Below are 13214 nucleotides of genomic sequence, written 5' to 3'. Positions count from 1 at the left end.
CACTTACCTGGACCGGCGGCCCGTTGATAGACCCGAAAAAGGACGCACGGGGCGTTCCGGTAAGGGGAGAGAGGCGATGGCGGCGACCGGTTTCGAAAGCGTTCGGGCGGTGGCCGACGCCATTCTGTACGAGGGCTACCTGCTGTACCCGTACCGCCGCTCGTCCGGCAAGAACCGGGTCCGCTGGCAGTTCGGGGTGCTCGCGCCGCGCTCGTGGGCGGACGCGCACGGGCTCGACGACACGGGCGTCGCCGGGTCCGCCGAGTCGTGGTGGCAGCAGACCGAATGCCTGCTGGAGGCCCCCGGCGACGCCGCGATCACCTGCCGGCTGCGGTTCCTGCGGATCCAGCGCCGGACGGTCGAGCGCCGCCGCCCCGACGGGACGTTCGAGGACGTCGCCGCGCTCGGCCCGCACGTCCCGTTCGACGAGGCGGTCCCGCACGAGTTCGACGTCGCCGCGCCGCTGGCCGACCTGCTCGCGGGCGAGCGGCGGTTCACCGTCCGGGCCCCGGCGGGCGAGGAGCACGAGGACGTCGAGGGCGGCCGGGTCGTCCGGCGCCGCCTCGACGTCGACGCGACCGTGACGATGTCCGCGTCCCGCCGCGACGCGCCGTTCCCGCTGCACCGGCTGCGGATCCGGGTCGAGAACGGGCACACCGCCGACCGGGCCGCCGCGTCCCGCGACGAGGCGCTGCGCTGGTCGATGCTCGCCGCGCACACGATGGTCGCGACCGTCGACGGGGCGTTCGTGTCGCTGCTGGACCCGCCGCGGTGGGCCGAGCACGCCGCCCGCGAGTGCGTGAACGTGCACGCGTTCCCGGTGCTCGCCGGGCCCGAGGGCGAGCGCGGGCTCGTCCTGTCGGCGCCGATCCTGCTGTACGACCACCCGCGGATCGCGCCGGAGAGCCCCGGCGACCTGCACGACGCGACGGAGATCGACGAGATCCTGTCGCTGCGGACGATGACGCTGACCGACGCGGAGAAGCGGGAGGCGCGGGCCACCGACGCCCGCGCCGCCGCGATCCTCGACCGGGTCGACGCGATGCCGGACGAGGTGTTCGAGCGGCTGCACGGCGCCGTCCGGTCCCTGGGCCCGCTCCCGGAGGCGGCGGACGCCCCGGCGGACGATCCGGCGGACGGCGGGACGGTGCTGGTGGACGGCGTCGCGGTCGGGCGCGGCAGCCGGGTGCGGCTGCGGCCGCGGCCGCACGGCACGGACCCGCAGGACCGCTTCCTCGACGGCCGCACCGCGACCGTGGAGGCCGTCCTCACCGACGTCGACGACGCCCGCCACCTCGCGGTCTCCCTGGAGGACGACCCCGCCTCCGAGCTGAACCGCTGGTACGGGCGGTTCCGGTACTTCGCGCCCGATGAGGTGGAGCCCCTCACCGACGAGCCCTTGGCGGACGAGCCGCTCGCGGACGAGGGGAGCGCGCGGTGACGCGGACGCGCCGGGTGCTCGTGGCGGGCATCGGCAACATCTTCCTGGGCGACGACGGCTTCGGCGTCGAGGTCGTCCGGCGGCTGGACGCGCCGGGCCTGCCGGAGAACGTGGACGTCGCCGACTACGGCATCCGCGGTGTCCACCTCGCCTACGAACTGCTCGACGGCCGCCACGACACGCTGATCATGGTGGACGCCGTCCCGCTGGACGGCGCGCGGCCCGGGGAGCTGGCCGTCCTGGACGCGACCGGCGCCGGCGCCGACCCGGACGGCGCGGACGACGACGGCCCGTTCGGCGTGCCCCCGGTGGACGGCCACGGCATGCACCCCCTCGCGGTGCTGCGGCTGCTGCACCGGCTCGGCGGCCGGGTGGAGCGCGTGCTCGTCGTCGGGTGCCGGCCCGCGGACGTCGGGGAGCGGATGGGGCTGTCCGCTCCGGTGACCGCCGCGCTGGACGAGGCCGTCCGGCTGGTGGGGCGGCTCGCCCGCGAGGAGGCCGCGCGGACGTCCGAGCGGCCCGACCACACGGCCCACATCCGCAGGACCGATACGGAGGCGACCAGTGCATGAAATGGGAATGTGCGACGCGATCGTGGACGCCGCGCGCAGGCGCGCCAGGGGGCGCCCGGTGAGCGGCGTCCGGGTGCGCGTCGGCGGCCATCCCGTCGACCCGGACGTCATCGACCAGGGGTTCCGGCTGGCGGCCGAGGGCACCGAGATCGAGGGCGCGGTCATCGACCTGGTCATGGAGCCGCTGTCGGTGCACTGCCGCGACTGCGGCGGCACGACGCCCGTGGGGTCGGCGGCGCAGCTCGCCGCGTGCCCGGTGTGCGGCGGCGTGGACGTCGAGACGCGGGGCCGCGACGACGTGGTCCTGGAGTCGATCACCGTCGCGGCGGACGCGCCGGACGCCGCGCCCGAGCCCGAACCGGAGCGGGGGAGCGCGTGATGGCGATGGACGCGATCGACCTGCTCAAGCACGACCACCGGATGGTCGAGCAGCTCTTCCGCGACTTCCACGCGGCGGCGTCCGCGACGCAGCGCAACGGCGTCGTCGACATCCTCGTGCGCGAGCTGTCCAAGCACGCCGCCGTCGAGGAGCTGATCTTCTACCCGTTCGCGGCGAAGGCGCTGCGGGACGAGTCGCTGGTGCGGCGGCACCTGGACGAGCACATGGCGGTGAAGGAGGCGCTGGCCGAGCTGGACGCCCTGGCGCGGTCGGACGGCCGGGCCGGCGGGCGCGCGGAGGAACTGATCGAGCTGCTCCGCCGCGACGTCGAGGAGCACCTGGAGGACGAGGAGGGCGTGCTGATGCCGCGCCTCCGCGAGGCGGTGGACGAGACGGCGCTGCAGGACCTCGGGCGGACGCTGGAGAAGGCGAAGGGGACGGCGCCGACGCGCCCGCACCCGCACGCCCCGGACCGTCCGCCGGGGCTCACGGTGGCGGCCCCGGTGGCCGCCGCCTACGACCGGATGCGCGACCGGGCGCAAGGGAGGCCACGGACATGACGCAGACGCGCGAGCGGGGCGGGACCACGGCCCCGGACGGGTTCGACGAGATCCACATCCTGTGGATATCCGAGGGGATGAGCTGCGACGGCGACACGGTGTCGGTGACGGCCTCGTCCCAGCCGGCGATCGAGGACGTCGTCAACGGGGTGATCCCGGGCCTGCCGAAGGTGAACCTGCACAACAAGGTGCTGTCGCCGACGCTCGGCGGCGAGGAGTTCCTCGCGGCGTTCCGGGCCGCGGCGCGCGGCGAGCTGGAGCCGTTCATCCTCGTCATCGAGGGGTCGATCCCGAACGAGAAGATCAACGGGGACGGCTACTGGACGTCGTTCGGCAACGACCCGGACACCGGCGAGCCGATGACGCTGAACACGTGGATCGACATGCTCGCGCCCCGCGCGTGGGCGGTCGTCGCGGCCGGGACGTGCGCGACGTACGGCGGGATCCACGCGATGGCGGGCAACCCGACCGGCTGCATGGGCCTCGCCGACTACCTCGGGTGGGACTTCCGGTCGGCGGGGGCGCTGCCGATCGTGAACATCCCCGGCTGCCCGGTGCAGCCGGAGAACTTCATGGAGACCCTGACCTGGGTGCTGTACCACGCGGCGGGCGCCGCGCCGCCGCCCCCGCTGGACGACATGCTGCGCCCGCAGTGGCTGTTCGGCAAGACGGTCCACGAGGGCTGCGACCGCGCCGCGTACTACGAGCAGGCCGACTTCGGCCGGGACTACAACTCGCCGAAGTGCCAGGTGAAGATCGGCTGCTGGGGCCCGGTGGTGAACTGCAACGTCACCAAGCGCGGCTGGATGAACGGGGTCGGCGGCTGCCCGAACGTCGGCGGCATCTGCATCGCCTGCACGATGCCGGGCTTCCCGGACAAGTTCATGCCGTTCATGGACCAGCCGCCCGGCGGCAGCCTCTCCTCGATGCTGATCAGGCCGTACGGGGGCTTCATCCGCCGGATGCGCGGGATCACCAACCGCACCGCGAACCGGGAACCGCGGTGGCACCACAACAAGGACGTGCTGACCAGCGGCTACGACCCGCGCTACCGCCCGTAGCGCCGCCCGCGACACCGGAAAGAGGGAACGACCCATGGCGCACACCGCGCAGACGAAGCCGGCGCCGGCCGGGGCGACGGGATCCGAGCAGCTCGTCGAGATGTCCTGGGACCCGATCACCCGCATCATCGGCAACCTCGGCATCTACACGAAGATCGACTTCGCGAACCGGCGGGTGGCCGAGTGCCACAGCACGTCCTCGCTGTTCCGCGGCTACTCGGTCTTCATGAAGGGCAAGGACCCGCGGGACGCCGGGTTCATCACCTCCCGCATCTGCGGGATCTGCGGCGACAACCACACGACATGCTCGGTGTACGCGCAGAACATGGCGTACGGCATCAAGACCCCGCCGCTGGGCGAGCTGATCCTGAACCTCGGCGAGGCCGCCGAGTACATGTTCGACCACACGATCTTCCAGGACAACCTCGTCTTCGTCGACTACTGCGAGGCGATGGTCAAGGACACGAACCCGAGCGTGCTGCGGCGGGCCCGGGAGACCGAGGCGCCGAACGCCGGGATCCACGGGTACCGGACGATCGGCGACATCATGGCGGCGTTCAACCCGTTCGAGGGCGCCCTCTACAAGGAGGCCCTCAAGGTCAGCCGCGTCACCCGCGAGATGTTCTGCCTGATGGAGGGCCGGCACGTCCACCCGTCCACGGTGTATCCGGGCGGCGTCGGGACGATGCCGGAGCCGAGCCTCTTCACCGACTACCTCAGCCGGCTGATCGGGGTCGTCGACTTCGTGAAGCGGGCCGTCGCGATGAACGACGACGTGTTCGACTTCTTCTACGAGGCCCTGCCCGGCTACGAGGAGGTCGGCCGCCGCCGCGTCCTGCTCGGCTGCTGGGGCGCGTTCCAGAACCCCGAGGTCGTCGACTACAAGTACGAGACCATGGAGCGCTGGGGCCGCGCGATGTACGTGACGCCCGGCATCGTCGTGGACGGCGAGCTGCTGACCACGAACCTCGTCGACATCAACCTCGGCATCCGCATCCTGCTGGGCAGCTCCTACTACGACGACTGGGTGAACGAGGACCCGTTCGTCACCCACGACCCGCTCGGCAACCCGGTCGACATGCGGCACCCCTGGAACCAGACGACGCTCCCGGCGCCGCGGAAGCGCGACTTCGACGACAAGTACAGCTGGGTGATGAGCCCGCGCTGGTTCGACAAGAACACCGGCGACCACCTGGCGCTCGACACCGGCGGCGGCCCGTTCGCCCGGCTCTACACGACGGCGCTCGCGGGGCTCGTCGACACCCCGTACGTGAAGTCGACCGGGCAGAGCGTGCAGATCAGCCTGCCGAAGGGCGAGTCGCTGCCCGAGACGACCCTCGAATGGCGGATCCCGCCGTGGTCGAACGCCATCGAGCGGAACCGCGCGCGCGTGTACTTCGTGGCGTACGCCGCCGCGATGGCCGTCCAGTTCGTCGAGGAGGCGCTGCAGCGCGTCCGGGCGGGCGACACGAAGGTGTTCGAGGACTTCGACGTGCCGGACGAGGCGATCGGCTGCGGCTTCCACGAGGCGGTCCGCGGCGTCCTGTCCCACCACATGGTGATCCAGAAGGGCAAGATCGCGAACTACCACCCGTACCCGCCGACGCCGTGGAACGGCAGCCCGCGCGACAGCTACGGCACGCCCGGCCCGTACGAGGACGCCGTCCAGGACATGCCGATCTTCGAGGAGAACGGCCCGGACGACTTCCGCGGGGTCGACATCATGCGGGCCGTCCGCAGCTTCGACCCGTGCCTGCCCTGCGGCGTCCACATGTACCTCGGCAAGGGGAAGAAGCTCGAGAAGATCCACTCGCCCATGTTCGGCGCGACCCATGGCTGAGCAGCGGCGGGACGGGCGCCCGACCGGGCGACCGGACGACCGGCGGGACGACGGGCGGCTCGGCGAGGGCGACGTCGCCGAGCGGCTCACCCGCATCGAGGCGGCGCTCGCCGCGCTGGAGCGGACGCCCGGCCGGACGGCGGAGAGCGCGCTCGACACGGTCGCGACCCTCGCCGAGGTGTACGGCGAGGCCCTCGCCCGCGTCATGGACCGCGCCGCGCACGACGCCCGGCTCGTCTCCGCGCTCACCGACGACGACCTCGTCGGGCACCTGCTCGCGCTCCACGACGTGCACCCGGCGCCCGTCGAGGAGCGGGTGGCGCGGGCCCTGGCCGACATCCGCGAGCAGCTCGGCTCGCACGGCGCGGACGTCGAGCTGGAACTGGACGGCATCGAGGACGGCGTCGCGCGCGTGCGGCTCCCGGACGAGGCGGGCGGCGGCGGCTGCGGGAGCTGCGGCGGCGGCGCGGACACCGCCGGGAGGGTCGAGGACGCGGTCCGCGACGCGGTGCTCGGCGTCGCGCCCGAACTGTCGGCGATCGAGCCGGTCCGGGCGCCGTCCGGACGTCCCGCCGCGGCCGGTGCGGGGGCGTTCGTGCCGGTCGAGTCGCTGTTCCGCGCCGTGCCGCCGGCGGGAGGGCCCGCATGACCGCGCTCGAACGCCTCGTCGCGCGCGCGGCCGCGCGCCGCGACACCGCCGCCGGGGAGCGCTGCGACCTGTGCGCCGAACCGATCCCGGACGACCACGGCGGCGGGCACGCGCACGTCCTCGACGAGCGCGGGGACGGGCTGCTGTGCGCCTGCCGCGCCTGCGCGCTGCTGTTCGAGCGGGACGCGGCGGGCCGGGACGCCGAGGGCCGCGGCCACTTCCGGCTCGTCCCGGGCCGCCGGGTCCGGCTGCCCGGCGTGCCGGTGGACGGCCTGGGCGTCCCGGTCGGCCTGGCGTTCTTCATCCGCCACGACGCCGCCGGAGACGGCGACGGCGAGGGCGACGGGGGCGGGAGCCGGATCACCGCGCACTACCCGAGCCCGGCCGGCGCCACCCGCTGCGACGTCGACCCGGCCGCCTGGGCCGCGGCCGCCGAACGCTGCGAGCCGCTGCGGTCGATGGCGCCCGAGGTCGAGGCACTGCTCGTCCACACCGGGTCCGCCGGCGCGGGCGCGGCCGGGCGCGGCGGGCTCGCCGAGGAGCGCTGGCTCGTGCCGATCGACGACTGCTACCGCCTCGTCGCCGCCGTCCGGCGGTCCTGGAAGGGGCTGTCCGGCGGCCGCGACGTGTGGCCCGAGATCGGGCGCTTCTTCGCCGACCTCGCCGTCCGCGCGGGTGAGGGGACGGGCGCCCGCGCCGGGGAACACCCCGCCGAGAAGGGAGTGACGTGACCATGTCCGAGATCAGGGTGGGCAAGCCCCACATCAAGACCGACACGCCGTCGCACACCCGGGGCGTGCGCATGGGCAACAAGGAAGGCAACTACCGCAAGCAGCGGGGCCACCACGAGGACGGCACGGCGGACGCGCGCCGCTCGACCGGGGTCAACCCGAAGAAGCACGACGCGATCCTGCCGATCATGCCCAACCTGCCGCCCGGCTGACCACCGGGACCGGCCCGACCGGATCGACCTACCTACCTGACCGACCGACCGAGAAGGAACGAACATGCGCCTGTGGAAGATCGCCGCGGCCGTGGCCGGACTGGCCTGCTTCGCCATGCTGGTGAAGGAGTACCCGGCCGTGAAGCGCTACATCAAGATGGAACGGATGTGAGCCCGGCCGCCGCGGCCGGAGGGCCGGGCTGATGTGCCTGGGCATCCCCGGGGAGATCGTCGAGCTGCCGGCGGACGGGACGGACATCGCGAAGGTCGAGGTCGTCGGGGTGCGCCGCGCCGTGAACGTCGGCCTCCTCGACGACGAGCGGCTCGCGTGCGGCGACTGGGTGCTCGTGCACGTCGGGTTCGCGATGTCGAAGATCGACGAGGCGGAGGCCGCCGCGACGCTGCGGCTGCTGCGCGGGCTCGGCGCGGCGTACGACGACGAACTGGACGCGCTCCGCGGATCGGACATCGATCTCGGCCGGAGCTGAACCGGAACGGCAACCCGAACGGAAAGGCGCGACCATTGCGGTTCGTCGACGAATACCGCGACGCGGAGCAGGCGCGGATGCTGTCCGCGCGCATCGCCGCCCTGTGCGAGCCGGGACGGCTCTACAAGTTCATGGAGGTGTGCGGCGGCCACACCCACACGATCTACAAGCACGGGCTGGAGGACTACCTGCCGGAGACCGTGCAGCTCGTGCACGGGCCCGGATGCCCGGTGTGCGTGATCCCGATGGGGCGGGTGGACGACGCCGTCGCGATCGCCCGCGACCACCCGGACGTGATCCTGGCGTCGTTCGGCGACATGATGCGCGTTCCGGGCGGCACGGGCTCGTTCCTGGACGCGAAGGCGGCGGGCGCCGACATCCGGATGGTGTACTCGCCGCTGGACGCCCTCAAGATCGCGAAGCGGAACCCGGAGCGGCGGGTCGTGTTCATGGCGATCGGGTTCGAGACGACCGCGCCGTCGACCGCGATGACCGTGCTGCGCGCGGAGGCGGAGGACATCCGCAACTTCTCCGTCTTCTGCAACCACGTGACGATCATCCCGGGCATCAAGGCGATCCTGGATTCGCCGGACCTGCGGCTCGACGGGTTCCTCGGCCCCGGCCACGTCTCGACGGTGATCGGCTGCCGCCCGTACGGGTTCATCGCGGGCGAGTACGGCAAGCCGCTCGTGTGCGCGGGGTTCGAGCCGCTCGACGTCCTGCAGTCGGTGCACATGCTGCTGGAGCAGCTCGACGAGGGCCGCAGCGAGGTCGAGAACCAGTACGCCCGGGTCGTCCCGTGGGACGGCAACCCGCGGGCGCTCGCCGCGATCGCGAAGACCATGGAGCTGCGGCCGTACTTCGAGTGGCGCGGCCTCGGGTTCATCTCGCACTCGGCGCTGCGGATGCGCGACGCCTACGCCCGCTTCGACGCCGAGCGGCTGTTCGACCTGCCGGGGGTGCGGGTCGCGGACCCGAAGGCGTGCCAGTGCGGCGAGGTGCTGAAGGGCGTCCTGAAACCGTGGGAGTGCAAGGTGTTCGGGACGGCGTGCACGCCGGAGACGCCGATCGGGACGTGCATGGTGTCGTCCGAAGGGGCGTGCGCCGCGTACTACAACTTCGGCCGGTTCACGCGGGAGCGCGTGCAGGAGGCGAGCCGGGCATGACCGCGGAGACGTCCCGTGAGGAGCTGGTCCTGGAGCGCATCGAGCGCGCGCGCCGGCGCCGCCCCCGCGTGCGGGAGGAACGGGTGACGCTGGCCCACGGCGCCGGGGGCAAGGCCACGCAGACGCTCGTCGACGCCGTGTTCCTGGAGGCGTTCCGCAACCCCGCGCTGGAGGCGCTCGACGACGGCGCCGTCCTGCCCGTGGACGCCGGGCGGCTCGTGTTCACGACCGACGCACACGTCGTCTCGCCCCTGTTCTTCCCGGGCGGCGACATCGGCGAGCTGGCGGTGAACGGGACGGTCAACGACCTCGCCGTGTGCGGGGCGCGGCCGCTGTACCTGTCGGCGGGGTTCGTCCTGGAGGAGGGCTTCCCGGTGGACGACCTGCGCCGCGTCGTCCGGTCGATGGCGGACGCGGCGGCGCGCGCGGGCGTCGCGGTCGTCGCCGGGGACACCAAGGTCGTGGAGCGCGGCAAGGCCGACGGGTGCTTCATCACCACGTCCGGTATCGGCGTCCTCGAAGGCGCGGGCGCGCGCGCAGAGCTGGGCGCGCGGTCCGTCCGCCCGGGTGACGCGGTGCTGGTGTCGGGGCCGATCGGCGACCACGGCGTCACCGTCATGCTGGCGCGCGGCGAACTCGACCTGGAGGCCGACGTCGCGTCCGACACGGCCGCCCTGCACGGGCTCACCGCCGCGCTGCTCGACGCGGTGCCGGGCGGCGTCCGGATGATGCGGGACGCGACGCGCGGCGGGGTCGCGACGGTGCTGAACGAGATCGCGGACGCGTCCGGGTGCGGCGTCGTGCTGGACGAGGCGGCGGTGCCGGTGCGCCCGGCCGTCGCGGGCGCGTGCGAGCTGCTCGGCATCGAGCCGCTGTACGTGGCGTGCGAGGGCCGGTTCGTCGCGGTCGTGGACGGGACGCGCGCGGACGCGGCGCTCGCCGTGCTGCACGGGCACCCGCTCGGCGCGGGCGCCGCGGTCGTCGGGACCGTCCGGGACGACCCGCCCGGCCTGGTGCTGCTCCGGACGGCGTTCGGCGGCACCCGCATCGTCGACACGCTGGTCGGCGACCCGCTCCCCCGCATCTGCTGAATCGCGCGCCCCGCGTCACCCCCGCCCACGCCCCCGGCTCTGCTCGCCCGGGACACGGTCAGGAAGCGGCTGCGTCCCGGGCGAACCCCTCCCGGTCGCGGGCCGCCGCGACGACCGCCTGGCCGAGGGCGACGCCGCCGTCGTTCGGCGGGACGCGCGAGTGCGTCAGCACCCGGAACCCCGAGTCCTCCAGCCCGGACACGACGCGCTCCAGCAGCAGGACGTTCTGGAACACGCCGCCCGACAGGGCGACCGTGTCCAGGCCCGTGCGGTCGCGCAGCATCCGCACCGCGCGGACGGTCGCCCACGCCAGCCCGTTGTGGAAGCGGGCGGCGACCGCGCCGGCGCCCGCCCCCGCGAGGACGTCGTCCACCGCGCCCCGCACCAGGTCCGTGCCCCGGATGACCAGGTCGTCCGTCACGGCCGCCCGGTAGGCGGCGCGCTCGTGCGGGTCGGCGGCCTGCTGCAGCTCGATCGCCGCCTGCCCCTCGTACCCGGCCGTGTCGCGGACCCCGGCGATCGCCGCGACCGCGTCGAACAGCCGTCCCGCGCTCGACGTCGGGGGCGCGTTCGTCCCCGACCGGGCCATCCGGACGACGTCCGCCCACCGGTCCCGGTGCCGCCCGGCGACGGGCAGCCACGGCGCGTGCTCCCCGAACGCCGCCGCCAGGTAGGCCGCCGCCATCCGCCACGGCTCCCGGACGGCCGCCGCCCCGCCCGGCATCGGCACCGCCTCCAGGTGCCCGGCGCGCCGGTAGCCCGCCAGGTCCGCGACGAGCAGCTCGCCGCCCCACAGCGTCCCGTCGTCGCCGAAGCCGAGCCCGTCGAACGCGACGCCGATGACCGGGCCGTCCGCCCCGTTGTCGGCGAGGCACGACGCGATGTGCGCGTGGTGGTGCTGGACGCCGACGAGGTCGACCCCGTCCAGGTCGAGGGCGTACTTGGTCGACAGGTACTCCGGGTGCAGGTCGTGCGCGACGACCTCCGGGCGCACCCCGAACAACCGGCAGAAGTGCTCGATGCCCTCCCGGTACGACGCCAGGGTCTCGTAGTTCTCCAAGTCGCCGATGTGGTGCGAAAGGAAAGCGTGGTGCGCGCGCGCCACGCAGAAGGTGTTCTTCAGTTCCGCGCCGCACGCCAGCACCGGGCGCGGGAACACCACCGGCGTCCGCAGCGGCGCCGGGACGAACCCGCGCGAGCGCCGCACCGGCAGCGCCCGCCCCCGGAACGACCGGACGACCGAGTCGTCCGCCCGCACGTGGATGCGGCGGTCGTGCAGCAGGAACCCCTCCGCGAGGCCCGCGAGCCGCCGCAGCGCCTCGCCGTCGTCCGTCACGATCGGCTCGTCCGCCACGTTCCCGCTGGTCAGCACGATCGGACGGGCGAGCCGCGCGGCGAGCAGATGGTGCAGCGGCGTGTACGGCAGCAGCACGCCCAGCTCCCGGTTCCCCGGCGCGACGGCCGCGGCGACGCGCGCGCCGCGGCGGCGCGGGGCGAGCACGATCGGCCGCGCCGGGGACGCGAGCAGCGCCTCCGCGGCGGCGTCCGCGTGCACCAGCGCGCGGGCGCCCGCCAGGTCGGGCGCCATCACCGCGAACGGCTTGCGCTCCCGGCGCTTGCCCGCCCGCAGCCGCGCCACCGCGTCCTCGCCGTCGGCCAGCGCCGCCAGGTGGTACCCGCCGAGGCCCTTGACCGCCACGATCCGGCCGTCCAGCAGCCACCCCGCCGCCGTCCCGACCGGATCGCCGGGCACCGGCCGCCCGTCCGCGCCGACCGCGCGCAGGTCCGGCCCGCAGTCGGGGCAGCACACGGGCTGGGCGTGGAACCGGCGGTCCCGCTCGTCCCCGTACTCCCGGGCGCACGCGCCGCACATCGCGAACGCGTCCATCGTCGTGCTGCACCGGTCGTACGGGACGTCCCGGACGATCGTGAAGCGCGGGCCGCACCGCGTGCAGTTCGTGAACGCGTACCCCGCCCGCCGCCCGTCCGCGGCGAACGTCTCCGCGAGGCACGCGTCGCAGGTCGCGGCGTCGGGCGAGACGAGCGCGGCGGGCGCCCCGCCCTCGCTCGGCACGATCCGGAAGCCCCGGTCGCCGCGCGGCGGCAGCGGCTCGGCGACGACGCGCTCGACGACCGCGAGCGACGGCGCCGCCCGGCCGCCGAGGTCGCCGACGAACCGGGCCAGCGCCGCCGCGTCCCCCTCGACCTCCGCGAACACCCCGGACGCGTCGTTGCCCACGAACCCCGACAACCCGTACGTCCCGGCCAGCTCGTGCACGAACGGCCGGAACCCGACGCCCTGCACGGTCCCCTCGACGCGGATCCGGAGCCGCCCCCGCCCGTCCGCGCCCTTCTCGCCGAGGCTCACAGCCGGCCGTCCAGCGCCCGCTGCAGCAGCTCCCACAGCACGTGGTACACGGTCGTCTGCGCCTCCTGGATCCGGTGCACCGACGCCGACGGCACCGTGAACAGGTGGTCGACCGTGCCCGCCTCCGCCATCGCGCCGCCGCCGTACCCCGCGAACCCGACCGTCGCCATGCCCGCGCGGCGCGCCTCCGCGAACGCGCCCAGCACGTTCGCCGAACCGCCGCTCGTCGAGAACCCCACCGCGACGTCCCCCGCACGCCCGAACGCGGCGAGCTGCCGCGCGAACACCACCGCGAACCCGACGTCGTTCGCGAGCGCCGTCAGCGCCGCGACGTCCCCGGTCAGGCAGACCGCCGGGACGGGCCGCGCGCCGCGCGGCGGCCGCATGCACAGCTGCACCAGGTCCTGCGCGTCCGTGCAGCTCCCCCCGTTGCCGAACGCGTACAGCCGCCCCCCGCCGATGACCGCCGACGCGACGCGCTTCGCGCACGCGACCAGCTCGTCCGCCAGCGGGCCGGCCAGCTCCTCCCGCAGCGCGACGATCTCCGCCGCCTTCTCCTCCGTCGACCGGCGCACCTCGGCCAGCACCGCGTCGAGGTCCGACCCGTTGTCGTACAGGAACGGGTACAGCGTCTCGATCCCGCTCACGCGCCCTCC

The 13214-nt window shown here is 74.3% G+C and carries 15 protein-coding genes; 13 read left to right on the top strand and 2 right to left on the bottom strand.

The window, feature by feature from the left end; all coding sequences use genetic code 11:
• The first annotated feature begins 109 nt into the window (after positions 1-109).
• The 13 genes from H505_RS42345 (at position 110) to hypE (ending at position 10190) form a co-directional block, all read left to right on the top strand.
• Complete coding sequence (locus H505_RS42345; RefSeq protein WP_245592542.1) at positions 110-1441, top strand: hypothetical protein; 1332 nt, start codon at positions 110-112, stop codon at positions 1439-1441.
• Positions 1438-2013: a hydrogenase maturation protease gene (locus H505_RS42340; RefSeq protein ID WP_051300777.1), complete on the top strand. Its 576-nt coding sequence runs from the start codon at positions 1438-1440 to the stop codon at positions 2011-2013. Before H505_RS42345 ends, H505_RS42340 begins: the two co-directional genes overlap by 4 nt.
• 1 nt (position 2014) lies before the next feature.
• The gene (locus H505_RS0116700; protein WP_245592547.1) at positions 2015-2392 is read left to right on the top strand and encodes a hydrogenase maturation nickel metallochaperone HypA; all 378 of its coding nucleotides are present in this window, start codon (positions 2015-2017) and stop codon (positions 2390-2392) included.
• Entirely contained in the window at positions 2392-2952 is a 561-nt protein-coding gene (locus tag H505_RS0116695) for a hemerythrin domain-containing protein (protein WP_211238483.1), read from the top strand. Before H505_RS0116700 ends, H505_RS0116695 begins: the two co-directional genes overlap by 1 nt.
• Positions 2949-4013 (top strand): NADH-quinone oxidoreductase subunit B family protein, encoded by a 1065-nt coding sequence (locus tag H505_RS0116690; protein ID WP_026402910.1) that lies wholly within the window; start codon positions 2949-2951, stop codon positions 4011-4013. The genes H505_RS0116695 and H505_RS0116690 overlap by 4 nt, the downstream gene beginning before the upstream one ends.
• 34 nt (positions 4014-4047) lie before the next feature.
• Positions 4048-5853 carry a nickel-dependent hydrogenase large subunit gene (locus H505_RS0116685; protein ID WP_026402909.1) on the top strand — a complete coding sequence of 602 codons (1806 nt, stop codon included), beginning with the start codon at positions 4048-4050 and terminating at the stop codon, positions 5851-5853.
• Positions 5846-6502 carry a NifU family protein gene (locus tag H505_RS42335; protein WP_051300776.1) on the top strand — a complete coding sequence of 219 codons (657 nt, stop codon included), beginning with the start codon at positions 5846-5848 and terminating at the stop codon, positions 6500-6502. Before H505_RS0116685 ends, H505_RS42335 begins: the two co-directional genes overlap by 8 nt.
• Positions 6499-7233, top strand: a complete 735-nt coding sequence (locus tag H505_RS42330; RefSeq protein WP_051300775.1) for a DUF5947 family protein — start codon at positions 6499-6501, stop codon at positions 7231-7233. The genes H505_RS42335 and H505_RS42330 overlap by 4 nt, the downstream gene beginning before the upstream one ends.
• A gap of 2 nt (positions 7234-7235) precedes the next feature.
• Positions 7236-7445, top strand: coding sequence for a hypothetical protein (locus H505_RS0116670; protein WP_026402908.1), 210 nt, complete (start codon positions 7236-7238; stop codon positions 7443-7445).
• A gap of 64 nt (positions 7446-7509) precedes the next feature.
• A complete protein-coding gene (locus H505_RS52720; RefSeq protein ID WP_425248255.1) occupies positions 7510-7617 on the top strand; it encodes a DUF6893 family small protein in 108 nt (35 codons plus the stop codon).
• Positions 7618-7648: 31 nt separating this feature from the next.
• The gene (locus H505_RS0116660) at positions 7649-7933 is read left to right on the top strand and encodes a HypC/HybG/HupF family hydrogenase formation chaperone (protein WP_026402907.1); all 285 of its coding nucleotides are present in this window, start codon (positions 7649-7651) and stop codon (positions 7931-7933) included.
• 35 nt (positions 7934-7968) lie between these two features.
• Positions 7969-9099 carry a hydrogenase formation protein HypD gene (hypD, locus tag H505_RS0116655; RefSeq protein WP_026402906.1) on the top strand — a complete coding sequence of 377 codons (1131 nt, stop codon included), beginning with the start codon at positions 7969-7971 and terminating at the stop codon, positions 9097-9099.
• Positions 9096-10190: a hydrogenase expression/formation protein HypE gene (gene hypE / locus H505_RS0116650; protein WP_026402905.1), complete on the top strand. Its 1095-nt coding sequence runs from the start codon at positions 9096-9098 to the stop codon at positions 10188-10190. Before hypD ends, hypE begins: the two co-directional genes overlap by 4 nt.
• A 58-nt stretch (positions 10191-10248) precedes the next feature.
• On the opposite strand, the gene hypF is transcribed toward hypE, so the two are convergent.
• Together hypF and H505_RS0116640 are read right to left on the bottom strand one after the other, a co-directional pair.
• The gene (gene hypF / locus H505_RS0116645; RefSeq protein ID WP_051300774.1) at positions 10249-12558 is read right to left on the bottom strand and encodes a carbamoyltransferase HypF; all 2310 of its coding nucleotides are present in this window, start codon (positions 12556-12558) and stop codon (positions 10249-10251) included.
• On the bottom strand, positions 12555-13205 hold the full coding sequence (locus H505_RS0116640; RefSeq protein WP_026402903.1) for a D-sedoheptulose-7-phosphate isomerase: 651 nt from the start codon (positions 13203-13205) through the stop codon (positions 12555-12557). The genes hypF and H505_RS0116640 overlap by 4 nt, the downstream gene beginning before the upstream one ends.
• Positions 13206-13214 lie beyond the last annotated feature (9 nt).

This window comes from Actinomadura rifamycini DSM 43936, assembly GCF_000425065.1.
GTDB classification, from domain to species: domain Bacteria; phylum Actinomycetota; class Actinomycetes; order Streptosporangiales; family Streptosporangiaceae; genus Spirillospora; species Spirillospora rifamycini.
Note: the sequence above shows the minus strand (reverse complement) of the source record. Positions and strands in the feature narration are given on the sequence as shown.

What these genes read in the sequence shown, in the direction of transcription:
- H505_RS0116700 (WP_245592547.1), top strand. Translation starts at nt 2,015, where the DNA reads ATGGGAATGTGCGACGCGATCGTGGACGCCGCGCGCAGGCGCGCCAGG.
- H505_RS0116695 (WP_211238483.1), top strand. Translation starts at nt 2,392, where the DNA reads ATGGCGATGGACGCGATCGACCTGCTCAAGCACGACCACCGGATGGTC.
- H505_RS0116690 (WP_026402910.1), top strand. Translation starts at nt 2,949, where the DNA reads ATGACGCAGACGCGCGAGCGGGGCGGGACCACGGCCCCGGACGGGTTC.
- H505_RS0116685 (WP_026402909.1), top strand. Translation starts at nt 4,048, where the DNA reads ATGGCGCACACCGCGCAGACGAAGCCGGCGCCGGCCGGGGCGACGGGA.
- H505_RS42335 (WP_051300776.1), top strand. Translation starts at nt 5,846, where the DNA reads ATGGCTGAGCAGCGGCGGGACGGGCGCCCGACCGGGCGACCGGACGAC.
- H505_RS42330 (WP_051300775.1), top strand. Translation starts at nt 6,499, where the DNA reads ATGACCGCGCTCGAACGCCTCGTCGCGCGCGCGGCCGCGCGCCGCGAC.
- H505_RS0116670 (WP_026402908.1), top strand. Translation starts at nt 7,236, where the DNA reads ATGTCCGAGATCAGGGTGGGCAAGCCCCACATCAAGACCGACACGCCG.
- H505_RS52720 (WP_425248255.1), top strand. Translation starts at nt 7,510, where the DNA reads ATGCGCCTGTGGAAGATCGCCGCGGCCGTGGCCGGACTGGCCTGCTTC.
- H505_RS0116660 (WP_026402907.1), top strand. Translation starts at nt 7,649, where the DNA reads ATGTGCCTGGGCATCCCCGGGGAGATCGTCGAGCTGCCGGCGGACGGG.
- hypE (WP_026402905.1), top strand. Translation starts at nt 9,096, where the DNA reads ATGACCGCGGAGACGTCCCGTGAGGAGCTGGTCCTGGAGCGCATCGAG.